Source organism: Archangium violaceum (assembly GCF_016859125.1).
Classification (GTDB): domain Bacteria; phylum Myxococcota; class Myxococcia; order Myxococcales; family Myxococcaceae; genus Archangium; species Archangium violaceum_A.
Genome location: NZ_CP069338.1, coordinates 5,482,390 through 5,507,219, shown reverse-complemented (window position 1 = coordinate 5,507,219; position 24,830 = coordinate 5,482,390). Strand labels below are relative to the sequence as shown.

16 protein-coding genes and 1 pseudogene are annotated in these 24,830 nt (G+C 68.0%); 10 read left to right on the top strand and 7 right to left on the bottom strand.

Annotation, left to right across the window (positions count from 1 at the left end; genetic code table 11):
- Positions 1–70: 70 nt before the first annotated feature.
- On the bottom strand, positions 71–1,702 hold the full coding sequence (locus JQX13_RS23595) for a M28 family metallopeptidase (protein WP_203411178.1): 1,632 nt from the start codon (positions 1,700–1,702) through the stop codon (positions 71–73).
- A gap of 637 nt (positions 1,703–2,339) precedes the next feature.
- Between JQX13_RS23595 and JQX13_RS23590 the strand changes: the two genes are divergently transcribed.
- A complete protein-coding gene (locus tag JQX13_RS23590) occupies positions 2,340–5,849 on the top strand; it encodes a CARDB domain-containing protein (RefSeq protein ID WP_239015086.1) in 3,510 nt (1,169 codons plus the stop codon).
- 195 nt (positions 5,850–6,044) lie between these two features.
- Positions 6,045–7,313: an ABC transporter substrate-binding protein gene (locus tag JQX13_RS23585; protein ID WP_203411177.1), complete on the top strand. Its 1,269-nt coding sequence runs from the start codon at positions 6,045–6,047 to the stop codon at positions 7,311–7,313.
- 97 nt (positions 7,314–7,410) lie between these two features.
- On the opposite strand, the gene JQX13_RS23580 is transcribed toward JQX13_RS23585, so the two are convergent.
- Positions 7,411–9,807, bottom strand: a complete 2,397-nt coding sequence (locus JQX13_RS23580) for a glycoside hydrolase family 31 protein (RefSeq protein ID WP_203411176.1) — start codon at positions 9,805–9,807, stop codon at positions 7,411–7,413.
- A 77-nt stretch (positions 9,808–9,884) separates the two neighbouring features.
- On the opposite strand from JQX13_RS23580, the gene JQX13_RS23575 reads away from it, so the two are divergent.
- From JQX13_RS23575 to JQX13_RS23560, 5 genes and pseudogenes are all read left to right on the top strand, one after another.
- Entirely contained in the window at positions 9,885–10,901 is a 1,017-nt protein-coding gene (locus JQX13_RS23575; RefSeq protein ID WP_203411175.1) for an energy transducer TonB, read from the top strand.
- Positions 10,902–11,011: 110 nt separating this feature from the next.
- On the top strand, positions 11,012–11,212 hold the full coding sequence (locus JQX13_RS23570; RefSeq protein WP_203411174.1) for a hypothetical protein: 201 nt from the start codon (positions 11,012–11,014) through the stop codon (positions 11,210–11,212).
- A gap of 3 nt (positions 11,213–11,215) precedes the next feature.
- A pseudogene (locus tag JQX13_RS56445) lies at positions 11,216–11,434 on the top strand (M28 family peptidase); the annotation flags it as partial.
- Between the two features lie 317 nt (positions 11,435–11,751).
- Positions 11,752–11,928 carry a hypothetical protein gene (locus tag JQX13_RS54370; RefSeq protein WP_239015085.1) on the top strand — a complete coding sequence of 59 codons (177 nt, stop codon included), beginning with the start codon at positions 11,752–11,754 and terminating at the stop codon, positions 11,926–11,928.
- 233 nt (positions 11,929–12,161) lie between these two features.
- Entirely contained in the window at positions 12,162–17,573 is a 5,412-nt protein-coding gene (locus JQX13_RS23560) for a trifunctional serine/threonine-protein kinase/ATP-binding protein/sensor histidine kinase (RefSeq protein ID WP_203411172.1), read from the top strand.
- A gap of 473 nt (positions 17,574–18,046) precedes the next feature.
- Here the strand turns inward: JQX13_RS23560 and JQX13_RS23555 are convergent, their stop codons facing one another.
- From JQX13_RS23555 to JQX13_RS23545, 3 genes are all read right to left on the bottom strand, one after another.
- On the bottom strand, positions 18,047–18,655 hold the full coding sequence (locus tag JQX13_RS23555) for a DUF1826 domain-containing protein (protein ID WP_203411171.1): 609 nt from the start codon (positions 18,653–18,655) through the stop codon (positions 18,047–18,049).
- Between the two features lie 548 nt (positions 18,656–19,203).
- Entirely contained in the window at positions 19,204–20,082 is an 879-nt protein-coding gene (locus JQX13_RS23550) for an SDR family oxidoreductase (protein WP_203411170.1), read from the bottom strand.
- Between the two features lie 101 nt (positions 20,083–20,183).
- Entirely contained in the window at positions 20,184–20,960 is a 777-nt protein-coding gene (locus JQX13_RS23545) for a hypothetical protein (protein ID WP_203411169.1), read from the bottom strand.
- A 154-nt stretch (positions 20,961–21,114) separates the two neighbouring features.
- On the opposite strand from JQX13_RS23545, the gene JQX13_RS23540 reads away from it, so the two are divergent.
- Entirely contained in the window at positions 21,115–22,215 is a 1,101-nt protein-coding gene (locus JQX13_RS23540) for a glycosyltransferase (protein ID WP_203411168.1), read from the top strand.
- Positions 22,216–22,222: 7 nt separating this feature from the next.
- Here the strand turns inward: JQX13_RS23540 and JQX13_RS23535 are convergent, their stop codons facing one another.
- Complete coding sequence (locus JQX13_RS23535) at positions 22,223–22,852, bottom strand: GNAT family N-acetyltransferase (protein ID WP_203411167.1); 630 nt, start codon at positions 22,850–22,852, stop codon at positions 22,223–22,225.
- Between the two features lie 88 nt (positions 22,853–22,940).
- Here JQX13_RS23535 and JQX13_RS23530 point away from each other — a divergent pair, with 88 nt between their 5' ends.
- Positions 22,941–23,792: a L,D-transpeptidase family protein gene (locus JQX13_RS23530; RefSeq protein ID WP_203411166.1), complete on the top strand. Its 852-nt coding sequence runs from the start codon at positions 22,941–22,943 to the stop codon at positions 23,790–23,792.
- A gap of 11 nt (positions 23,793–23,803) precedes the next feature.
- Positions 23,804–24,187 carry a carboxypeptidase-like regulatory domain-containing protein gene (locus JQX13_RS23525; RefSeq protein ID WP_203411165.1) on the top strand — a complete coding sequence of 128 codons (384 nt, stop codon included), beginning with the start codon at positions 23,804–23,806 and terminating at the stop codon, positions 24,185–24,187.
- Here JQX13_RS23525 and JQX13_RS23520 read toward each other — a convergent pair.
- Positions 24,146–24,796 carry a glutathione S-transferase N-terminal domain-containing protein gene (locus JQX13_RS23520; RefSeq protein WP_203411164.1) on the bottom strand — a complete coding sequence of 217 codons (651 nt, stop codon included), beginning with the start codon at positions 24,794–24,796 and terminating at the stop codon, positions 24,146–24,148. The two genes, JQX13_RS23525 and JQX13_RS23520, sit on opposite strands and share 42 nt — an antisense overlap.
- Between the last annotated feature and the right edge of the window lie 34 nt (positions 24,797–24,830).

The window sequence follows — 24,830 nt, the reverse complement described above, 5'->3', positions numbered from 1 at the left end:
GACCATTTTCCGGCGCACGGGGAGCCGAGGCTCCCCTCCATCACGACTGTCACAGGCACGGCGCTCGGGGCTACGGCCGCGAGCCCGCGCCGCCCTGCTCCGCCGTCGCGGCGAACCGGCGGAAGAAGCTGCTCTCGTTCCAGCGCGGGCGCTCGGGGGCGTCCGCCACGGTGCGGGCGAGGTCGGCGAGCATCCGGACGAACTTCGCCGCGCCCTCCTTGTTCACCGGCTGGGCGAGGTCATCCGATGGCGCGTGGTAGCGCTCGCGGTACCACTGCTTCTGGAGCTGCTCCTCCTTGGAGCCCGGCTCGAAGCCGAACTTGAAGGCCATGGCCGGCACGCCCTCGCGGATGAAGGCGTACTGGTCGCTGCGCACGAAGCCCATGCGGTTGGGCTGCGGGTCCGGCTGCACCTTCACGCCATGCGCTCCCGCCACCTGCTTCAGCGTCTCGCCCAGGGTGGACTCCTCCTGCCCATACGCCACCACGTGGGTGAGGGGCATGAGGGGCAGGAACATGTCCAGGTTGAGGTCCGCCACCAGCCCGCGCGCCGGCACGGTGGGACGGGCCGCGAAGTACTTCGCGCCCAGCAGTCCCTTCTCCTCGCCCGTCACCAGGGCGAAGAGCACCGAGCGCTTCGGCTTCGTCTCCGAGGCCTGGAGCGCCCGCGCCACCTCGAGCACCGCCGCCACGCCCGAGGCGTTGTCCATGGCGCCGTTGTAGATGCGGTCCCCCTTCACCGGCGCTCCCACGCCCACGTGGTCCAGGTGCGCGGAGAGGACCACGTACTCGCCCGCGAGCTGGGGATCGCTCCCCGGCAGCACACCCACCACGTTGGCGGACTTCACCGGCGCGGTCTCGAAGGCGACCGTGGCCTTCAGGCGCGCGGGCAGCTCGAACTTCGGCAGCGGCTTGTCCGCGTTGGCCAGGGCGACCAGGGATTCGAAGGAGTGCGGAGCGCCCGCGAACAGCTTCTGGGCGCGCGCCGTGTTGATGACGACGCCCACCTTCAATCCCTGATCATCGTTGAGGGCGGAGTCGGCGAACATCATCGAGGGCATCTTGCGCGCCCCAGCCACGCGCTCCCAGGGGACCTCCACGAGCTTGGGGTTCTGCACGTGAACGATGCCCACCGCCCCCGCCTTCTTCAGCGCCTTCACCCGCTCGCTCGAGGAGCCATGGTGGGCGCGCAGCGCGCCGGAGATCTTCTCGGGCCCGCCCTGGAGGACGACCGCGATCTTCCCCTGGAGCTCCACGCCCGCGAGGTCATCGTGCCCCGCCTCGGGGATGGAGAGCCCGTAGCCCACGAACACCAGGGGCGCGTCGACCGTGCCCGGCTCGCCCATGCGGGAGGAGATGATGGCGTCCTCGCCCAGGACGAGCGGCGTCTCCTTGCCGCCCCGAACCAGCGCCAGGCGCGAGCGCTCCTCCACCAGCCGGCGCGACACCAGGGACACCTCCTGGAGGTAGCCCTCGCCAGCCCCCGGCTTCACCCCAGCGGCGGCGAGCTGCTCGGCGACATAGGCAGCGGCCTTCTGGTAGCCCTCGCTCCCCGTCTCACGCCCCTTCAGCGCATCACTGGCGAGGAACTCCACGTGCTTCCACCAGCTCGCTCCGTCCGGGGAGGGCGCATTGGCGCGGGCGGCGGGCCCGGACAGGAGGGCGAGCGCGGCGAACAGAGAGGCGCGGGAACGACAGGACATGAAGGACTCGCTTTCGACCCGGAGGAGCCCGGGCCCGGAGGACGGAAACGGCGGGCCCCCAACACCCCGCGGCGCGGAACATTTCCGGAGCTCGCCCACTCGCGCCCCCGCCCTCGCACGGACAGAGGAGCCCCAATGAACCAGGAGTCAGGGTGCGAAGCCCCGGGTGAAGACATACACATCCAATGAGACGGAAACCAGGATGATGCCGCCAGGCGAATACGAGGCCCTCACGCCCACGGCAGCATGATTGCCTTTGACCGCCCATCGTCTTCTCGGAGACCGCCAGGACAGGCCCTTTCCTCTTGGGATGCACAGCACCTGTTCACTTCTTCACGTCAACACAGGAGCCACATCCCCCATCCGGGGGATATCTGGATTTTCTCTTCTTGACGGATTTCATGGCCTTATGACAAACGTCACGGCCGTCATTCACACCGAGGAATGACGGAGCGTGGGTCGCTCGTCGCCGGGCAGGTTCGACGCCCTGCGCCACGCTCCCTTTCAGGTTCATCCACCCCACCAGGCCCGACTGCCCCCTCTGGGTGGCCGGGCTGTGCCCGTTCAAGAGACATGTGACCCGATTGAACCGTCACGCGGCTCTTGGCTCGAACCGCTTCATCAACAGGAGGCAGGAGTGAGAAACAGGAACACGCTGGTTTGGACCCGAGCACGAAGCGCCGCGCTGCTGGCGCTCCAGATGCTCATCAGCGCCTGCGGGGCCCAGCCGCCCGTACCGGCGGAAGACCCGGGTGTCGTGGCATCCGCGGTGGACCAGAACGTCGCGCTCGGCAAGAGCATCACGGCCTCTTCGTATACGCAGGTCTACGCCGCGACGAACGCGAACGACGGCAACAGGAGCACCTACTGGGAAGGGGCACCCAACGCCTATCCCAACACGCTGACGGTGAACCTCGGCGGCAACCACAACATCAGCTCGGTCGTGGTGCAGCTCAACCCGGACAGCATCTGGGGCACCCGAACCCAGAACTTCACGGTGCTGGGACACAACGCGAGCACGAGCACCTTCTCCACCCTGGTGGCCGCGGCGACCTACACCTTCAACCCCGCGACGGGCAATCAGGTGACCATTCCCCTGACAGCCACCGTGAGCGAGCTCCGGCTCCAGTTCGCCTCGAACAGTGGCGCCCCGGGCGCGCAGGTCGCCGAGCTCCAGATTTTCGGAACGCCGTCCGGCGGAACGGCGACCTATGCCCTGACCGTCAACGGCGGCACGGGAAGCGGCTCCTACGCGGCCGGCACGGTCGTGAACATCGCGGCCAACGCCGCACCCGCGGGTCAGGTCTTCAATTCCTGGACGGGCGGGGTCGCCTCGAGCTTCGGCAACATCTACGCGGCCTCGACCACGTACACCATGGGCTCGGCGGCTGCGACCCTCACCGCCACGTACTCGGCGAGCACGGGCGGCAACAAATACGAGGCGGAGTCCGCGACCCTGAGCGGCGGCGCGGCGGTGACCACCAACCACGCCAACTACAGCGGCTCGGGCTTCGTGGAGGGCTACTGGACCCAGGGGGCGAGCACCCGCTTCAACGTCTCCGTGGCGAGCGCTGGCTGGTATGACGTGAGCCTGCGCTACGGCAACGGCTTCGCGGATTCCAACATCTCCGTCTACGTGAATGGCACGCGCCTGGTGCAGAGCGCCCTGCCCACGACCGGCAACTGGGACACCTGGGCCAACAAGGCCGAGACCTTCTATCTGAATGCGGGCGGCAATCAGGTGACCTACCAGTACGACGCCGGGGATGGCGCGAACATCAACCTGGACTTCATCACCGTCGCCCCTTCGACCGTGAAGAAGGCCGACCTGCTCGTGACCGACATCCAGTGGACCGCGGCCCACAATCCTCCGCGGGAGGGCGAGGCCATCACCCTCGAGGCCGTCGTCAAGAACAACGGCACCGCCGCGAGCCCGAGCGGCGTCCACAAGGTCTCCTTCCGCGTCAACAACCAGGAGATCGCTACCGCGACCCCCACGACCTCCATCGCGGCCGGTGCGAGCGCGACCCTGACGGCCAATGCCGCCTGGTCCAGCGCCAACGGCACGTATGCGATCACCGCCCTCGTGGACCCGGACAACGCCATCGCCGAGCTCAACGACAGCAACAACGGCTACACCAAGAACATCACGGTGACGCAGCTCCCCGGTCCGGACCTGGTCGTCCGGGGCATCTCCTGGAGCCCGAACACCCCCGCCGCTGGCGCCCCGGTCAACTTCCTGGTGACCCTCGCCAACCAGGGCCTCGATGCGACCAGTAGCGCCGCCGCAGTGAAGCTGGTCATCGATGGTACGACGACCCTCAACGGCGTCTCCACCTCGGCCATCGCCGCGGGCGCGACCTCCGTCGTCGCACTGAGCGGCACCTGGACGGCCACCAACGGCAACCACACCCTGCTCGCGACCGTCGACCCCGCCAACGCCATCTCCGAGGCCGTGGAGGGCAACAACACCTCCGCCTCGAGCTTCCATGTCGGCCGCGGCGCCAACGTGCCGTGGATCGAGTACGAGGCCGAGAACGGGACGACCAACGCCCAGGTCCAGGGCCCCAGCCGCGCGCTCGGCACCATTCCTGGCGAGGCCTCCGGCCGCAAGGCGGTCGTGCTCAGCGCGACCGGCCACTACGTGCAGTGGACCACCACCGCGGTCGCCAACGCCATCGTCGTCCGCAACAGCATCCCCGACGCGCCCGGCGGCGGCGGCATCACGGCGACGCTGAGCCTCTACGTCAATGGCAGCAAGCTCACCACGCTCACCCTCTCCTCCAAGGAGGCGTGGATCTACGGCGGTGATGACACCCAGACCAACAGCCCCTCGGGCGGCGCCCCCCGGCGCATCTACGACGAGGCCAGCAAGCTGCTGAGCACCACCATCCCCGCTGGCGCCACCGTCCGCCTGCAGAAGGACTCGGGCGACACCGCCGCGTACTACGCCATCGACTTCATCGACCTCGAGCTCGTCGGTCCCCCCATCGCGAAGCCCGCCGGCTACATCGACATCACGGAGCCCGGGCACGGATGGGCGCCCGCCGTGCCCAACGATGGCATCTCCGACGACAACGCCATCAATCAGGCCATCTGGGCGGCCATGGCCGGGCAGTACAAGGGCGTCTACTTCCCGCCGGGCGTCTTCGACCAGACCAACAAGTACCAGGTCAAGGGCATCCCCATCCAGGGCGCGGGCATCTGGTACACCCGGCTCTACAACGCCAGCCTGGCGGAGGACCCGGGCTGGGGTCAGACGGGCTTCATCATCACCGGTGACGGCGCGCAGTTCCGGGACTTCGCCATCTTCGGCAACACCGACGGTCTGCGCACCCAGGGCGGCAAGGCCTGGGTGAACTCGGCCTTCAAGAACACGGTCATCGAGAACATGTGGGTCGAGCACGTCCAGTGCGGCTACTGGGTCGGAGGCAACGCCGAGTCGACGAACCTGCGCATCAGCAACGTGCGCTTCCGCAACACCGGCGCGGACGCCGTCAACCTCTGCAACGGCACCCGGGACAGCGTGGTCGAGAACTCCCACGCCCGGAACACCGGCGACGACGCCTTCGCCATCTGGTCCGCGACCGACCTCTACCCCTACCCGGCCACCAACAACGTCATCCGCAACTGCACCGTGCAGATCACCTGGCGCGCCGCGGGCTTCGCCATCTACGGCGGCACGGGCAATCGCATCGAGAACAGCATCGCCTATGACACCCTGACCTATCCCGGTCTGACCCTCAGCTCCGAGTTCCAGCCCTATCCCATGCAGTCCGCGACGGTCGATGGCCTGACGCTCGTCCGGACGGGTGGCACCTACTGGGGCGGGCAGCAGTTCGGCTCCATCTGGCTGCGCGCCGACATGAACCCGACCAACGGAATCACGGTCAGGAACGTCGACATCATCGATCCGACCTACCAGGGCATCAGCATCCAGAGCAACAACGGGGGCGTCTTCACCAACGTCTCCTTCCAGAACATCACCATCTCCAACCCCACGACCTACGGCATCCAGATCCTGTCCACCGCCAGGGGCAGCGGCACCTTCACCGACGTGACGGTGAACAACGCCCCCAGTGGAAAGGTCGTCAACCAGAGCAATGGTGGCTTCACCCTCGTGAACGGCGGCGGCAACAACTGGTAGGCCGAACCCTCCGGTTCTTCCGCGCGAGGCTGCCTACCCTCCTGGTGGGCAGCCTCTTTCATTCTGGCGCGATGACGCACGGCATCAAACGAGCACCACCGGGACGGACGCCTGACACCGATTCTGTTGGAATTGACCCGGAAGTCAGGGATGCTTCCGCACGTTGCGCCCTACCCCCCTAGGAGGCAAATCCAAATGCGTCATGTGCTGATGGCGATGAGCGTCGCCACCACCCTGTTCGTCCCGACCCTGGCCGCCGCGGAGACGGTCGCCATCTCCTGTGGAACCGTGGGTAAGGAGTTCGAGCTCTGCAAGCAGGGCGCGGAGGCCTGGGCCAAGAAGAACGGTCATGAAATCAAGCTGGTCAGCGGCTCCACGGACGCCAGCGAGCAGCTCACGGTGATGCAGCAGCAGCTCGCCGCGGGGTCGACCGACGTCGACATCTACCGGGTGGACATCGTCTGGCCCGGCATCCTCGGCAACCACTTCATCGACTTGAAGCCATACATCCCCGAGGACGTGGTGAAGCAACACTTTCCCGCCATCGTGCAGAACAACACGGTGGATGGAAAGCTCGTGGCGATGCCATGGTTCACCGACGCGGGCGTGCTGTACTACCGCAAGGATCTCCTCGAGAAGCACGGCCAGAAGGTGCCCACCACCTGGCAGGAATTGACCACGGTGGCCAAGGCGGTGCAGGACGCCGAGCGCAAGGCAGGCAACGCGAAGATGGTGGGCTACGTCTTCGAGGCCAAGGCGGCCGAGACCCTGACCTGCAACGCGTTGGAGTGGATCGACTCCTTCGGCGGCGGCAGCATCATCGGGGAGGATGGCAAGGTCACCATCGACAACCCCAAGGCGGTGGAGGCGCTGAAGACGGCGGCCTCGTGGATCAACACCATCTCGCCGGCGGGAGTGCTCAACTACGAGGAAGAGGGCGCGCGCGGCGTCTTCCAGTCGGGCAACGCGGTGTTCATGCGCAACTGGCCGTATGCGTGGGCGCTGGCCAACGCGCCGGACAGCCCGGTGAAGGGCAAGGTGGCGGTGGTGGCCCTGCCCAAGGGCGGCGCGGACGGCAAGTCCACGGGGACGCTGGGTGGCTGGCAGCTCGCGGTGTCGAAGTACTCCAAGCACCCCGCCATCGCCGCGGACCTGGTGAAGTACCTCACGAGCGCCGAGGAGCAGAAGCGCCGCGCCATCCTCGGCTCCTTCAACCCCACCATCGTGAGCCTCTACAAGGACAAGGAGGTGCTCGAGGCCAACCCGTTCTTTGGCACCCTGCTGGACACCTTCACCAACGCGGTGGCGCGTCCGGCGAAAGTGACGGGCAGCAAGTACAGCCGGGTGAGCGCCGAGTTCCGCAACGCCGTGCACGCGGTGCTGTCCGGGAGGGGCAAGCCCGAGCAGAAGCTCAAGGAGTTGTCCCAGAAGCTGGGCCGTATGAACAGGCAGGGCAAGTGGTAGCAGGCAGCAGGTAGCACCGGGTCCTGGGAACAGGAGCTGACAACCGCGGCCATTTCCCCTCTCCCTTCGGGAGAGGGAGTATCTGCCCTGAGGAGGATTAGAGCCGGACCTCCACCCGGCTCCACCCCGCCTCCACCTCCAGCAGGAGCACGCCGTCCTCGAAGCGGTACTCCCGCGCGCCGAGCACCTCGCGTGGCGTGGACAGGGCGTACACGCACAGCGTCTCCGTCTCGCGAGCCAGGGGCAGCTCGCCCTCCGTGCTCCGCTCGAGCACGAAGCGGTCTCCCGCCCATTCACCGCTCAGCCGGGTGAGCCGCGATGCGCCGTAGCCGTCGCCCGCGTCCTCGTACAGGCGTGCCTCCACCCGGGGCGCCGCGTGGATGTGCCAGGTGAGGCGCGCCCAGTTGGCCGAGGTGGTGTGCAGCGCGGGCTCGGTGAGGGCCAGCGCGCCACCGGCTCGCAGCCACATGGGCACCGTGCCCAGTGGCGCCTCGGCGAGCACATGCTGCCGTCCCTCGACGGCCTCTCCCGACTGCCCGAAGTCGGAGAAGGGCAGCCACCGGCCCTCGGGCAGGTACGCATGCCGCCGCGTGCGGGCCTGGCGCACCACGGGGGCCACGAGCAGGTCCTTGCCGAACAGGAACGCGTCGTCCATGCGCAGCGCCTCCGCGTCCCCCGGCGCGTACATGACGAGCGGGCGCAGCGCGGGCAGGCCCTCCTGCGAGGACTCGTGCATGAGCGTGTAGAGCGTGGGCAGCAGCCGGTAGCGCCGCTCGAGCCACTCGCGGGTGAGGGACAGGTAGGGCTCGCCGAAGCGCCAGGGCTCCTGGAACGGAGTGCCCTTGGCGGAGTGGTTGCGCAGCAGCGGGTAGAAGACGCCGAGCTGCGTCCAGCGCACGAGCATCTCCCCGGTCGCGCGCCCCATGAAGCCGGGCACGTCCGAGCCCGCGAAGGAGACGCCGGACAGCCCCAGGCCCAGCAGCATGGAGATGGACAGCTCCAGGTGGGACCAGTAGCTGGAGTTGTCTCCCGTCCACACCGCGGAGTAGCGCTGGATGCCCGCGAAGCCCGCCCGCGTCAGGATGAAGGGCCGCCGCTCCGGTGCGAGCTCACGCAGCCCCTCGAACGCCGCCCGGGCCATGCCGAGCGCGTACACGTTGTGCACCTCGAGGTGGCGCTTGTCGCCATGCCGCGCGTCGTGCGGCAGCGTGGGCCCTTCCACCTTGCCCATGTCCGTCGCGGGCGCCGAGATGATGGAGAAGGTCTCCTGGCCGTTGATGAGGCGGAAGCAGGCCGGCTCGTTCATGTCGTTCCAGAAGCCGGCGATGCCCGCCTCCACGAAGCCCCGGTGCTGCTGGCCCCACCACTTGCGCACCGGCTCGCGCGTGAAGTCCGGGAAGGTGGCGGGCTTCGGCCAGACCTCGCCGAGCAGCACGTTGCCCCGATCGTTGCGCACCAGGTAGTCCCCCGCGAGCGCCTCGTCGTAGACGGGGTAGCCGGGCTCGGCCTTCACCCCGGGGTCGATGATGGTGACCAGCCGCACGCCGTGCGAGGCCGCCTCGCTCGCGAGCCCCGCCGGATTCGGGTAGCGCGTACGGTCCCACGTCCAGACCTTGTAGCCCTCCATGTAGTCGATATCGAGGTACACGCAGTCCAGCGGGAGCTTCCGGGTCCGGTAGCCGTGAATGACGGAGCGGATCTCCTCCGCGTTCTCGTAGCCCCAGCGGGACTGCTGCGCGCCCAGGCTCCACAGCGGAGGGAGCGGCGGGCGTCCGGTGAGGGCGGTGTAGCGCCGCACCACGTCCGCGGGCATGGGTCCGGCGAAGAGGTAGGTGTCCAGCTCGGGCCCGGTGGACTCCCACCGCACGCGCGAGCGGTCCTCGGACGCCACGTCCACCTCCATCCGCCACGACTCGTCGAGGAAGAAGCCCCAGGCGACCCCGTCCCGCAGGCCGAGGCTGAAGGGAATGGACTGGTAGAGCGGATCCGTGTCCGGGTGGTGCGGCACCACGTCCGTGTTCCAGAAGACGAAGTGCATGCCGCGCTTGTCGAGCGCCCCGACCTTCTCGCCGAAGCCCAGCCAGGCCTCGTCCGGCGGGGAGTGCAGGGAAATCCTCGAGCGGAAGCGCGTCACGGGGTAGTCCGTCATCGCCTCACCGGAGAAGCCCTCGCACCGGGTGATTTCCCGGCCGGAGGCGTCGAGCAGGCGCCAGGTGCCCTGGGCGAGCCGCACCTCCAGGGACAGCTCCTCCGTGCCCACCACGGCGACCCGGCCCTCCTCCTCGCGGCGGAAGGAGAGTGGCAGCTCCCGGTGCTCCACGACGGCCCAGGACTGCTTGGGCGGCAGCTCGCGAGGACCGAGCTCCCGGTGGCCGAGGCTCGGGAGGTGGCGCAGCCGGAGGACGCCAGGAAGGGGGCTACGGACCTCCAACGCGGTGCGCGAACCCCAGAAGGTGATGCGGGCGGACTCGATGGAAATGTCGTCGAAGCTCATGGGGGCGTGGAGCCTATGCGCTCCGACGCGCCGGGCACGGCAATTCTTCTTGCGCTAGTGTTGGCAGCGGGTCCCTCATGCCTCGTTCCCTGCCCTGGTCAGCCCCGCGCGTCCTGGTGTCCTTGCTCCTCGGGGTGTGCGCTCCGTCCACCGTGCATGCCGGTGAGCCTGTCTGCACGACAGGCCCCTCCGCCTACGAGGTACGGGAGCAGCAGCGGGCGATGAAGGAGATACGACAGAAGGCGGAGTTCCTCTGCCGCCACCAGCTCCTCCCATGGCCGGTGCTCTCGCGTCTCCCAAAGGCCGCCTCACCCTCCGAGTTCATCCGGCAGGAGGACCTCGACTTCGTCCAACGTCACCCACCCCGGGTACCGCTCACGGAGCTCGACACCCACGGCCTTCACAAGGTGCTGGCCCACTTCGCCCAGTGCCAGGTCAGCGTGTGGCGTCAGGGACAACGGGCCACGGCCTCCATCCGGGAGAGCCGACCCCGCTGGGAGGACCCCTCCCTGCTGACGCCCGAGGTGATCGCTCCCCAGACGCCAACGCGGCGCATGGCGGCCCTGGTGCGCTGGACCCTGCGTCACCCCGACACCGTCACCCGCGAGTATGAGCTGGCATTCCAGCTCACCCCCGCGGGCTGGCGCGCCGCCTACCTGCTTCCTGAAGAGGAGGAGCGGCGCACGCACCCCATCGACGTGAGCCGCTGCTCCGCCCAGCGCGAGGGGATGGCTGGCAGACCTTTCGAGCAGGACATGACCCCACCCAGGCTGCTTTCCGGGGCCATGCCTCCCTGGACACGGGAGGCTGTCGAGGCGCGCATCCAGGGCCTCTTCACCGCCCGGTGCCGCCTCACCCGCGAGGGCGAGCCCCGGGAGTGCTGCGTGCTCAAGTCCCTCCCCTTCATGGACGAAGCCATCCTCCGTGCCCTGTCGAAGATGCGCTTCACGCCCGTGGAGCAGCAGGGCCAGCCCATCGAGGTGACGTACGACTTCAAGTTCCGGATGATGCAGTTTCGCACGGACCCCTGCGAATCACCCGTACCGCCCTACATTGAGCTCGCGGTGCCCGCCGCCTCGAATGCAAGACCTTGACGGTCTGATTCGATCTTCAACCTCTCAGGGAAGCAGGCGGCGATTCGTCTGATCCCCCACCCGGGCACCCCGCCTGCCGCTGGACACCCGGGCCATCAGGTTTTCACCTCATGAAGACGATCGAGTCCTTCATCGAGAGCCTCTGTTCGGACTCATGTGCCGGCCGGGCGCCTGGGAGCGCGGGAGGACTGGCGGCCCGAGCCCTCGTGAAGGAGTCCTTCGAGGAGGCAGGACTCTCGCCCGTGGAGCAACCCGTCCCTGGCTGCTCCGGAGCCAACGTGCTCGCTTCGCTGCCGGGCGACCGGGAGTGATGGGTGCTCGTCGGGGCCCACCATGACCACGTGGGCCACTCGGGCCGGAGCATCTACCGCGGCGCGGACGACAACGCGGCGGCCGTGGGAATCCTCCTGGAGGTGGCCCGGGCGCTGCGGCAGGACGCGCCCAGGGATCGAGGCGTCCTCTTCGCCGCCTTCGATGGAGAGGAGCCGCCGTACTTCCTCTCGGAGGCCATGGGCTCGGAGCATTTCGCCCTCCACCCCACCGTTCCCCTCGACACGATCGACTTGATGGTGTGCATGGACCTGGTCGGCCACGCGTTGGGACCCGACGAGGTGCCGGGCGAGGTGCGCCAGTCGGTGTTCGCTCTCGGGGCGGAGCGGAGCGAGGGAACCGGCGCGTTGGTGGACCGGCTGGCCAGGGCCGAGACACGCCCGAGGACACGCCGGACAAGCTCGACTACGCCAAGATCCACGCCACGGCGCGGTGGTTGGAGCGGCTCGTCCGCGAGGCGTGCGCCCGACCGGAACCGAGCGTCCGATTCCTCCCGGGGGTTCGTGACGACGCATCGACGTTGCGCGGCCTCATCGCGCTCACCCAGACGCTCGAGCAGGTATCGCCCCTGGCCTCCACGGCTCGCCAGACGGCGGAGGGGCTCCTGCGCCGGTGCGATGGAAAGGGACGCCTCGCCGACGGGGAGCGCACCGCGATGCTGATGCTCGTGGCCCAGCTCGAGAACGCGCTGGCCTGAGGTGTCCTCGGAGCGCCCCATACACGGACAGGCGCACCTGGGCCGAGGGCCGGACATCCGCCGAGCCGTCATGCCGGGGCGAGCGCGTGAGACCACGTGATTCTCCCGGGCTGTGACGTCCGTCACAGCGGCCGGGCAGGGAGCATGCGAGGCTTTGCCGCGACGAACGGGTCATGCCACATTCAGCTGGCCCCCCAGCGAATGGGCAGAGGTTGGAGCACGAAGGAGAAGCCGTGGCACACCGGGCGGGGTACACCCTTCATCAGCAGCTCCATGCCAGCCATCGTTCGACGCTCTTCCGGGCCACCCGGCTCAGCGACCAGTGTCCGGTCATCCTCAAGCTGACCACCAGCGACTATCTCGACCGGCGCCGCACCCTCGAGCTGCGCCGCGAGTACGCCGTCGCCCGCCGCGTCGAGGGAGAGGGCATCGTCCGGGTGCTCGGCCTGGAGGAGTTCCCCGACCGGGCGGCGCTCGTCCTGGAGGACTTCGGTGGCATTTCCCTGCGCCAGTTGCTGGACGAGCGCGGTCCCCTGGACGTGACCACCTTCCTCGACTTCGCCGTGCGCATCAGCGCGGCGCTGGGGCACATCCACCACCACGGCGTCATCCACAAGGACATCAAGCCCCAGAACATCATCGTCAACCCCACCACCGGGGTGCTGAAGCTCACCGACTTCTCCCTCGCGGTGGGCCTGTCGCTGGAGGTCGTTCCCCCCGAGATCCCCACACACCTGACGGGCACGCTGGCCTATATGGCGCCCGAGCAGACCGGACGCATGAACCGGGGCGTGGACTACCGCGCGGACCTCTACGCCCTGGGCGCCACCTTCTTCGAGCTGCTCACCGACCGCCGCGTCTTCACCACGAACACGCCCCTGGAGCTGCTCCACGCGCACGTGGCCCTGGCACCGCGCTCACCGCGAGACCTCGTCCCCGAGGTGCCAGAGTGCCTCGCGGCCATCGTCCTCAAGCTGCTGGCGAAGGCCCCGGAGGAGCGCTACCAGAGCGTCTGGGGGCTCATCGCCGACCTGAAGGAGTGCCAACGCCAGCTCCGAGAAGGAAACCCGGCCGGCTCCTTCCCCCTGGGCACCGAGGATCATTCCCACCAGTTCCGCACGCCCCAGGGACTGCATGGACGCGGCTCGGAAATCGCCCTGCTGACCAGGACGTATGCGCGCGCCTCGACCGAACACGGCCAGTTCCTGCTCATCTCCGGCCCGGCGGGCATCGGGAAGTCCTCGCTCGTCAACGAGTTGTATCGGGTGACGGCCGCCAGCCGGGGGCGCATGGCCATCGGCAAGTGTGACCAGCTCCTGCGCAGCGAGCCCTTCGATGCCGTGCGTCAGGCCTTGCAACACCTGGTGCGGCAGACGCTCGGCGAGGGCGAGGAGGAGACAGCCCTCGCGCGTGAGCGCCTCCAGGAGGTACTCGGGGCGAACGCCGCCGTCCTCGTCGAGGCCGTCCCCGAAATCCGCGCGCTGGTGGGCGACCGACCTCCGCCCGCCCCCCTCCCCGCCTCCGAATCCAGGAACCGCCTCAACATGGTGCTCGCGAGGACACTCCAGGCCTTCGCGACTCCCGAACGCCCGCTCGCCCTCTTCCTGGATGACCTGCAATGGACCGACAGCGCCACGCTCACCCTGCTGCAGACACTTGCCAGGGATCCCTCCACCTGGCACCTGCTGCTCGTCGGCGCCTACCGCGATGCGGAGGTCTCCACGACGCATCCCCTCACGCTCGCGCTCGACGAACTGCGTGCCACCGGCATCACTTGGGAGCATCTCCACCTGGCGCCACTCAACATCGAGGAAGTCGCCCGGATGGTGCACGAGGCCATCGCCGCGGAAGCCGGACGCGAGCTGGACCTCGCCCGCCTCATCCACTCGAGAACGGGCGGCAACCCCTTCTCCATCAAGCTCTTCCTCCGCTTCCTGTACGAGCAGGGCCTGCTCCGCTTCGACATGCGGAGCCACCAGTGGGAGTGGGATCTCGCCCACCTGGAGGCCCAGGAGATCCCCGACGACATGGCCGCGCTGAGGGCAACCGAGAGCTATCGGCTGCCTCCGGAGACCCGCGCACTGCTCCGGCTCGCGGCATGCCTGGGCATGACGTTTGGCTTCCGCGATCTCAGGGTGGCCCACGGAACCACGGCCGGGGAGACGGCGCGTATTCTCTGGACCGCCATCGAGCACAGATTCGTGCTCCCGCTCGGCAAGGACTACGTGCTGCTCGATCCTCAAGGCGGCGCGGTGGAATCAACGGACCTGGATGTCCCCTTCCGCTTCCAGCACGACCGGATCCGGCAGGCCGCCTATTCGCTCATTCCCGAAAACGAGCGCGCGGCGTGGCATCTGGAGGTGGGCTTGCGCTTGTACGAGGATGCCCGCGCCACGAAGACGCTCGACGAGCGGATGTTCGCCATCCTGCCGCACCTGGGCCACGCGCCGGAGCGCATCACTTCGGACTCGCTGCGGCTGGAACTGGCCGACCTCTACCTGGCAGCGGGACGCCGGGCGAAGAGCTCGGGCTCGTACCGCACCGCCTGTGAGCTCTTCCGAACGGGCGGCGTGCTCATCCCTCCAGCGGCCCGGGAACGGGAGCACGAGCGGACCTTCGCACTCCAGAAGGAGCTCGCGGAATCCCACTATCTCGCTGGCGACATCGACGCGGCGACTTCCGGCTTCGCCACACTGCTCGCCCAGGTGCGAACCCCGCTCCAGCGAGCCAATGTCCTCTGCCTACAAGCCACCCTGAGCACCCTCGGCGACCGGCATGCCGAGTCGCTGGAGTATGCTCTCGAGGGCCTGCGTCTGCTCGGCATCGATATCCCGACCACACCTGACGACGCCACGCTCGTCAGGGAGCTGCGCACAGTGAAGGAAGCACTGGCGCGCCGCGACACCGCGGAGCTGCTCGCCCTGCCCCGGATGAGCGATCCCTCGGCGCAGCTTGCCTCCGAACTGATGGGCACCATCGCGATCTCCGCCTATTACGCATCCCAGAAGCTCCTCGTTCTCCTGACACTCCAACAGATCAGACTGAGCCTGGAGCACGGTAACAACCGGTTCTTGCCCTATGGCTACACCTCCTTTGGCTTCGTCGTTTCGACGCTTCTCGACGACCCTGTCGTCGGCAGGCGGGTTGGCCTGCTCGGCGTCGAGCTCGCTACACAGTTCAAGGATCCAATGCAGTACGCCCGCACTCTCTGCATCCAAGCGGGCTTCATCGATCACTGGACGCAAAGCGCGCGCGTTGGCATCTCCCAACTCGCCGAGGCCTACAAAATCCTCCTGGAGAGTGGGGACTGGAAGTATGCAGGAGATTGCTTCACCTTGTTGTCTTGGCGGCGCCTCGCCCTGGGAGATCCGCTCCTGGAACTCCTGGCAGAGAACCAGAAGTTCATCAACTCGCTGAGCACCCAGAAAGACCCTGACAACCACTACATGCACTGGGCGTTCCGGCAGACATTGCTGCTGCTGACCGGAGCCCAGGACGTGCCACAGCAGGCCATCCAGCTCTCCCACCTCCAGTGGCCAGCGGCCAAGGCATTCGTAGCGATGGTGCTGCTCGAGCAGCACTACCTGCTCCGCCAGCCATCCCAGGCGATGACACTGGCGGAGGAGGGGACCCCGCTGATGCGTGCCGCTCCCGGGGTCTTCCTGCTGACCACACACGCCTTCTATCACGCGCTGAGCGCGGCCTCGGTGTACCCGGGTGCCAGCGAGAGCCGGAAGCAGGAGCTGCTCGCGGTCATGGAGCAACAGCGCGCGTACCTGGAGAAGTGCGCCCACCGCGCGCCGGAGAACTTCTCGCCCTACCATCTGCTGGTCCGCGCGGAGCTCGCCCGGGTGACGGGACAGCACATCGAGGCGCATACCCTATACGAGCAAGCCATCGCCGCGGCCCGCGCCAGCGGTTTCACCAGCGTGGAGGCCATCGCCTGTGAACAGGCATTCCGCTTCCAGGCGGACCTGAGCCGCCTTCCGCTGGCCGCCGCCTACCTGGTCGAGTCCCTCAACGCCTACGAGCGATGGGGAGCCGCGGGCAAGGTCCATCTCCTGGTGGCCGAGCAGTCCCACCTGCTGCAAACCTATACCGGCACGCTCGGGGCCTGGGAGCACAAGCTCCAGCGAGCCGGCTCCCCGGCGGCACGGCCCCTGGGAGGTGAGTACCCGGAGTTCCAGTCCGGCCCCGACCTGTCCAGCACCGAGTCGCTCAACGAGGCGCTCGACGTGTCCTCGGTGATGAAGGCCTCGCAGACCATCTCCAGCGAGCTGCACTTCCCACAGCTCGCCGCCAACCTCATCGACATCCTCATGAAGAGCACGGGTGCCCAGCGCGGCGTGCTGGTGCTCCAGCGGGAGGACGACTTCTTCGTCGAGGCCACGGGCGAGGTGGGCAGCGGTAGCGGGCCCCTCGATTCCGCGCAGCGCCTGGCTCACAGCGACGCGCTCTGCCAGACCGTCGCCGCGTTCGTCCTGCAGACCGGCAGCCCCCTCCTCATCGACGATGCCTCCGCCCAGGAGCCCTACCGTGACGAGCCCTACATCGCACGGCGCAACGTCCGCTCGGTGCTCTGCGCCCCCATCCTCCACCGCAGGCAGGTCCTCGGCCTCTTCTACCTGGAGAACAACCTCATCGCGGGCGCCTTCAACTCCAACCGCCTCCGGGTCCTCGGAATGCTCTCGGCCCAGGCGGCCATCTCCCTGGAGAACGCCGGGCTCTACCGCAAGCTCGCGGAGTCCAACCGCACGCTGGAGCACCGCGTCCAGGAGCGCACGGAGCAGTTGCACCAAAAGAACGCCGAGCTCCAGCGCGCACTGGAGAGCCTCAAGGCCATGCAGGCGCAGATCATCACCCAGGAGAAGCTCGCCTCCCTGGGCTCGCTCACCGCCGGCATCGCCCACGAGCTGAAGAATCCCCTGAACTTCGTGAAGAACTTCTCCGAGCTGTCGCTCGAGCTGTTGCCCGAGCTGAGCGAAGCGGTGAACCGCGCCCGGGCCACCTCGAAGCGGGAGGAGCTCGACGCCCTGATGAACGAGCTGAAGCAGAACATCTCCAAGGTGAGCGAACACGAGCAACGTGCCAGCGGCATCATCAATGGGATGCTGCGGCACGCGCGCAACAACCGGGGAGAGCCGCAGCCCACCTCCATCAATCAACTGGTGGAGGAGACCCTCCGGCTCGTTCAGCAGGGGCTGCGCGCCCGGAATCCCCCACGTCACGTGACCGTCGACATATCCTTCGACGAGGCCGTGCCACAACTCCGCCTGGTGCCCGAGGACCTCCGCCGCGTCATCCTCAACCTGTTGGACAACGCCTGCTACGCGGCCCAGGAGAAGGCCCGGCGGCCCGAGATGGTCGAGCCGCCGCGGCTGAAGGTGTCCACGCGTTGGACCGGGAGCGAGGTGGAAATCCGCGTGAGGGACAATGGCCAGGGCGTCCCCGCCTCGCTGCGCGACAAGCTCTTCACGCCCTTCTTCACCACCAAGCCCGCGGGTGAAGGAACCGGGCTGGGCCTGTCACTCAGCCACGACATCATCGTCGCACTCGGTGGAAAACTGAGGGTGGAGTCCGAGGAGGGACACTACACGGAGTTCACCGTCGTGCTCCCGGGGAAGCTGGCGCGTCCGTCCGCGTGACGGTCGGGGTGTCGCGAAAAAAAGAGTCGGGGAGGAGCCGCCCCCCAGCAGCTCCCCCCCGACGTGGTTCCCCTGGCACTACCCCCGAAGACTGCACCTACCCGTCGTACTGCCCCCAGTCACAACGCAACTCCAAATCCCCAACCCCCCCACCCCATTCCCACCTACCCGCCCTACCCGACTCCCCGTCCTGCCCCGTCACGTCTACGCGGCGAATACCAAGCATCCCCCGTGCCAGCAGTGAGCCAGGGGCAGGCGCCAGTGATTTCAAGCGCTTATCGGGTAGCGGTGGGAAGGCCCCGCCCTGGAGACGGTAAGACCTACGGTCCAACGGCCTGGGCGCCAAAGGCAGCCACGCGCTCCGAGAGAGCCCATGGAAAGGCCTCATGCAACAGAGCCGCATTTATAGAGGGATTACACCAGACGAGGAGACCGCTGCTGCCCGGGTCTCCCATGCACCTCTCGGCGTGTGTCTAGAGCAGGTCCAGGGAGAGGAGCAGCCGGAGCTCGGAGCCGGGCGGCGAGCGGTGCACCGCGCCATGCCCCTCGTTGCCGGGCCAGGCCTCTCCCTTGAGGAGCCCCACGGCGAATGGAGCCATCCTCCGCGTCACGGCACCCGGGCGCGCGTCCAGCGGGGAGTGCTGCACATCCGCCTCGTCGAGATACTCGGTGCCAGCACCCGTATAGGTACACAGCAGCCGCACGCCCACCCGGTCCACATGGAAGCGGGGGCACATGGGGGCATCCAACGTGCCCAGCCGCACGCCCACCCGCTCCGCACCGAAGAGGTCCGCGTACAGCTCCACCAGCCCCGCCAACTCCTGGCGGAAACGCTCACGTCCCGGTGAATCGGGCAACGGGGCCAGCACGCCGCCCAGCTCCGCGTCTCCCACGCGCGTCTCCCGCACCTGGAGGAAGCGGTGCGTAGCGCACACCTCCTCCAGCCAGTACGACAGCACCGCGTCCGCCGGGCGCTCCCAGACACAGACGTTGAGGTGCTCCTCGAAGATGGCGGTCAGGTCGGCGACCTGCTCCACGGTGACGAAGGAGGGAGGAGGTTGACGGGTGGCGGGCAAGGGCATGGCCTCGACAATTAACGCAACCCTATTGCATCTGCAATTAAGTGAACGAGACTCCGCTCCCAATGCCATACGGCACGGCGGCTCCGTGGACGGCCCGGCAGGCGACGAGCGGCCCAAAAGAATCGGGGAGGAGCCGCCCCCAAGCAGCGCCCCCCCGACCCACTTCCCCTTCACGTCCCCGTACTACCCCCGAAGAGTCCCCCGACTCGTCTGCTTCCCCCCAACCCCCCATCCCCCCAACCACCAACCCCGACCTACCCGCCGCCCTGAAAGCCACCCCAACCGTCTCGAGGCTCCAGCCCCGCCCTGCCCCAACCACCCCGTCCTGCCCCGTTACCTCTACGCGACGGACATAGAGCATCCCGCGTGCCAGCAGGGCCACGGGCGCAAGCGCTTGTGATTCCAGTGGTTTATCGAGCTGCCGTGGGGAGCACCGGACTGGGAAGCGGTAAAACCTACCGCGGTCGCGCTTCAGGCTCGGCCCCACGAAAAGGAGAGCGCCGGGTCACGGGCATGTCACGCGACCCGGCGCCCACGCATGCGACCACTCAGGCGAGCACCTGACCGCCGGTGACGCCGAGGATTTCACCGTTGACGTAGGTCGACTCGTTCGAGGCGAGAAACACGAACGAGGGCGACAGCTCCACCGGCTGCGCGGCCCGGCCCATGGGCGACTGCTGGCCGAACTTCTTCACCTTCTCTGCATCGAAGGACTGCGGGATGAGCGGCGTCCACACGGGGCCCGGGGCCACGGCGTTGACGCGGATGCCGCGTTCGATGAGCTCCTGCGCCAGCCCCTTGGTGAAGGTGACGATGGCGCCCTTCGTGGCCGCGTAGTCGAGGATGCCCGGCGACGGCTGGTAGGCCTGGATGGAGGCCACGTTGATGATGGAGGAGCCGGGCTTCATGTGTGGCAGCGCGTAGCGCACCAGGTGGAACATCGCGAGGATGTTGGTGCGGAAGGCGCGCTCGATGCGCTCGGCCGTGAGCTCCTCGAACTTCTCCACCTTCTCGCCCTGGAAGGCCGCGTTGTTGACGAGCACGTCGATGCGGCCGAAACGCTTCACCGTGTCCTCGATGATGCGCCGGCAGACGCTCTCATCGGTGAGGTCTCCCTTGAGGGAGAGCACCTGGTGTCCCGAGTCCTCCACGACACGCCGGGTCACCTCGGCGTCCGGATCCTCGTTGAGGTAGGCGAAGGCCACGTCGGCGCCCTCGCGAGCGAAGGCCAGGCACACCGCGCGGCCAATGCCGCTGTCTCCACCGGTGACGAGCGCCACCCTGTCCTTCAGCCGGCCGAGCCCCTTGTAGGAAGTGAGGCCGTAGTCCGGCTCGGGCGTCATCTCCGTCTCGAGGCCAGGGTGCGACTGCTCCTGGCCGGGCAGAGGAGGCTTGGGTCCTGCTTCGCGGGGATTCTTCTGAGCCATGGAATGGGTCCTCTCGTGTTGACTACCCTGCCCACGGTGGGGAGAGCATCGGACCCCGGCAACCGCCGGGGTAGGGACCCTTGCCGGGAGGGCTGGCGGGCTCAGTTCGTGACGGAAACCTCCACGTCCTCGGAGTGGAAGAGGGCGCCCGCGCAGCCGGCCACGCCCTCGCAGGTGAGCACCCGTGGGGCGGCGGTGCCACTCAGGCGCAGGACGTATCTGGCCTCGACGGTGCCCGCGGGAACGGTGAGGAGGGCCGCGTTGCCTTCCTGCTTCACGTCGAGGTCGGCCACGGTGGCACTGGCCTCATGGACGAGGCTCGCCTGCACGGTTCCCTCCTGGACGGTATCGGTCTCGGGCAGCCACACGTAGGTATGGGTCTGCCCGCGCCGCAGCGTGCCGGCGGTGCCGCCGCTGCGCAGGAAGCGCCGCTTGGCCTTGGCGTCCTGGAGGACGAGCAGCACGGAGTGGGTGTCGTCCTGGAGGATGACGCGGATGTCCTCGGTGGGCTCGTCGTTCCACTGCGAGGGATCGAAGTCGAAGGTGGCGCTCGGGACCTCGCAGACGTCGCGCCCACCGGCGCCGGTGTCGGGGACACCGCCGAGCGAGAGCTTCATGGGCTGACCGTTGAAGGAGGCGGTGACGCCCTCGGTGAGCCGCGCGCAGGAGGAGCCTTCGGAGAACTTCAAGGTGAAGCGGTAGGCACCGACGGACGAGTCCCGCTCCAGCGAGTCCACGTCCGTGAGGACGAACTGGAGGGTGCGGTCCTTCAGGTCCGCGAGGGTGACGGGCTCGGCCACGGTGCGGCCACAACCGGCGAGGAGCCCCAGCGCGGCGAGCGCGCCCATGACGAAACGAGGAGACGAAGCGGAAGCCATCGAGCACACCCTAACACCCCCCCGGGGAAGGGTCCGCAACCAGGCGGCCGGTCGAGTCCCAACCAACGGTTCGCGCCACACGCCACGACGCTTCCTCACTCGCCCACCAGATGTGGCAAAAGGACGCGCCAGGACGAGACAGCGAGGAGGCAACGTGGCGGGCCGAGTGCTTCATCTGGCGGCGGGAAACCTGTACGGAGGCGTGGAGACCTTCCTCGTCACGCTGGCGCGCTCGCCCCGGCGGCTGGAGCACCGCTTCGCGCTGTTCTTCGAGGGCCGACTGGCCTCGGAGCTGCGGGCCGCGGGAGCCGACGTGGAGGTGCTCGGCGCGGCGCGGCTGGGGCGCCCCTGGACGCTCGTCGGGCCCCAGCTCCGGCTGCGCCGGCTGCTGAGCACGTGGCGCCCGGACCTGGTGCTCTCCCACTCCACGTGGCTGAAGCTCGTCGCGGCTCCGGCGCTGACCGGTTACCGGCAGGCTCTCTTCGTGCACGGGCAGATGGACCGTCACAACCGGCTGGACGCGCTGACGGCCCGCTTCCCTCCGCGAGCCCTCCTGGCCAACTCGGAGTTCTCGGCCGCGTCCGCCTCCGCTCTCATGCCCCGGCTCACGCCGCTCGTCGCCGGCTGCCCCGTCGAGGACCGAACCCCGAAGGAGCCCGGGGTACGTCAGGCGGTCCGCCAGGAGCTGGGTGTGGCCGAGGCAACGACGGTCATCCTCCAGGTGAGTCGGATGGAGCCGGGCAAGGGGCACGCGCTCCTGGTGGAGGCGCTCGCGCGGCTGGAACGTGACGGGGCCTGGGAGTGCTGGCTGGTGGGCGGCGCCCAGCGTCCCGAGGAGCAGTCCTACCTGGAGCGCCTGCGGGCCCAGGTGGCCGAACGTGGACTGACGGAGCGGGTGCGCTTCCTCGGCCAGCGCTCCGACATCCCCCGGCTGCTCACCGGCGCGGACGTGTTCTGCCACCCCAATGTCGTGCCCGAGGGTTTCGGCATCGTCTTCATCGAGGCGATGTACGCGGGCCTCCCCGTGCTGACGACGGACATCGGAGGGGCCCGGGAGATCGTCGACGAGCACTGTGGGGCCCGGGTGCAGCCCCGTGCGGACGCGGTCACCGAGGTGCTCGCGCGCTGGGTGGCTGACCCCGGCGTGAGACAGGCCCTGGGACGCGCGGGACGCCAGCGGGCCGAGCGTCTCTGCCTTCCCTCCATCCGGGTGGGCCTGGTGGAAGACACCCTCGAGCGAGCGATGCGGTCCTGAGGCACGCTCAGCGCTCGGCCAGCATCCGCTCCAGCCGCGCCTTCACCTCGGGCCATTCGCCGTCGATGATGCCGTAGTAGGCCGTATCGCGCACCACGCCGCCACGCACCAGCATGTGCTGGCGGAGGATGCCCTCGAAGCGCGCGCCGAGGCGCTCGATGGCCGCCCGCGAGCGCGCGTTGCGCCGGTCCGTCTTGAGCTGCACCCGCATCACCTTCAGCTCCTCGAAGGCGTGCCGCAGCAGCAGGTACTTGCACTCGGTGTTCACCCGCGAGCGCCAGACCCGCTTCGCCAACCACGTGCTGCCGATCTCCAGCGTGCGGTGCTTGCGCTGGATGTCCAGGTAGCGCGTGCTGCCCACCGGCGAGCCCGTCTGCTTCTCGATGATGACGAAGGGCCGCTCCACTCCGCGCGCCGTCGCCTCCAGCGCGTCGGAGATGTACGACTCCATGTCCTGGAGCGTGCGCAGCACCGTGTTGAAGTTCTCGAAGATGTCGGGCTCGGCCACGGCGGCCAGGGCGGGCGCATGGCTCATCGCCAACGGCTCCAGGCGCACCGCGAGCCCCTCCAGCGTCACCTGCGGGACGAGGAGGGGCGTGGTCTCACGGTAGAGGATGGGATCGGTCTCGGTGCTCATGAAACCGCGATGTGTAATCCCCAGACGTGTCGAAAGTCGCTAGGCTCGAACGCCATCGCTCACATTCTCTCCCATTGCGAGGTCCTCCATGACCGCTGATTCCACTGGCTCCTCGACGCCCCCCATCGCCGCGCTGCGCAACGAACGCTTCGCCAGCCAACCGGACCTGACGGGCGTACTCGCGGGAAAAGCCACACTCGGCACGGGTGCCAAGGGGCCCGGCGTGCGCGCCGTACAGCAGGCCCTGGCCGACATGGGCTTCAGCCTGCATGGAGGCGCGGATGGCGCCTTCGGCCCGCAGTCCGCCAAGGCGGTACGCAACTTCCAGACACACGCCCGCTCGGCCTTCCCCGAAGTGCAACCCACCGGCGTGGTGGATGCCGCCACCCTGCGGGCCCTGGATGCGCTCGCCCCGGCACCGGGACAGCGGAGCCAGACCCAGCACCTCCCGGCGCCGCGCTACAAGGGCACGCCCGTGCGCGTCGTCGTGGTGAAGGACGAGCACCGGACCTACCTCTTCGACCCCCAGGGCCAGCTCCAGGGTCTCTTCGGCAACGCGGTGGGCGCTCGCCACACGAAGACGGACTCCGGATTGAAGAAGGTGACGGGCAAGCTCAACGAGGCGCAGGCGCACGCCCTGGGCAAGAAGTTGTGGGGTGGCCCCGTCTTCGGGCCCCGCCTCATCGACCTCTCGTGGGCGGATGGCTCGCGCTCGGGAGAGGAGCTCCACGGCACCAACGCTCCCGCCCAGCTCGGCCAGGATGTCTCGCACGGGTGCATCCGCCACGATGATGCCGCCATCCTCGCCCTCTACGACGCGCTCCAGGTGGGGGACATGGTCGCCATTGTCGACAGCGTCAACGACCCGCACCTGGGCGCGGCGCCCACGACCCCGACGGAGAAACCCGATCTCTCGGGCGCGGTGGCCGCGCGTAAGTAGTGCCCCATAGGATGAGAAATCCGCGCGCGCTCCTTTTGACACTCCTCGGCCTGACAGGCTGCCTGCCCATCCCGAATCGCGTCCCGCTGCACCCGGACATCCAGGGAAGGGTGATTGCCCAATCGGATGGTCGTCCCATCACCGGCGCGGAGATTGTCATGGAGATCCACTCCGACCGCGAAGCCTCATTCCGAACGAGCACGAATGAAACGGGTGAATTCCACTTCGCGAGACGCACGCAGCTGCGCGCGTGGGTGCGTCTGGCCGACGCGCCGATGTGCTCGACCCGGCTGACGATCTCCGTGCCAGGCCATGAACCCTGGAGCTGTCAGTGGATGAGCAACCCCTCCTCGTCATGGAGTGGAGTCGAAGCGATACGCGGTCTCGTCGATTGAGGCTCGTGTCGAGAACTGCTGACAGAATTTCTTCAACTCAGGGTAGGAGGCAGTCGGCAAGACCTCCCGAAACTCCAGATGGGTCACGAGACAGAAGAGCGTGACCTCCAGATAACTCAGGTCCCGCTGTGGCGGGAGCACGGCGAGAGCGGACCTCGCGTTCTCCTCCAACCACGACATCATGTTGACCAGCCCCTTTCGCATCTTCGCGTGGTGGGCACTGCTGTCGCCGATGCCAGCCAACTTGTCCATGATGAGCGTCACTTCCGCCGCCATGGACTGAAGAACGAGTTCCTGCGCATTGGAGAGCAAGGGTTCGTCGAGGTCCTCCGGCCAGATCACACGGGGCCTGGGGCTCGACCGCCGCCACAGCTCGCGACAGATATTGAGTGCACCGAACCAGGCCCCTCGAGACGTCTGCAAGACCGGTATTCTGAGCGCGGGATTGCCGCCATAGTCCTCCGGATTCGAGGACATGAGATCGCGCACCACCCGGAAGGAATAGTCGATGCGCATCTCCGCGGCGAATATCCGCGCGACGCGCGTGAAGTGTGAGCTCGAGCGTCCGATGAGGACAGGCCTGACGAATTCTTCGATCGCAGCTGACATACTCGTTCCTCCAATCCGGGAAGCTACGCCGCGA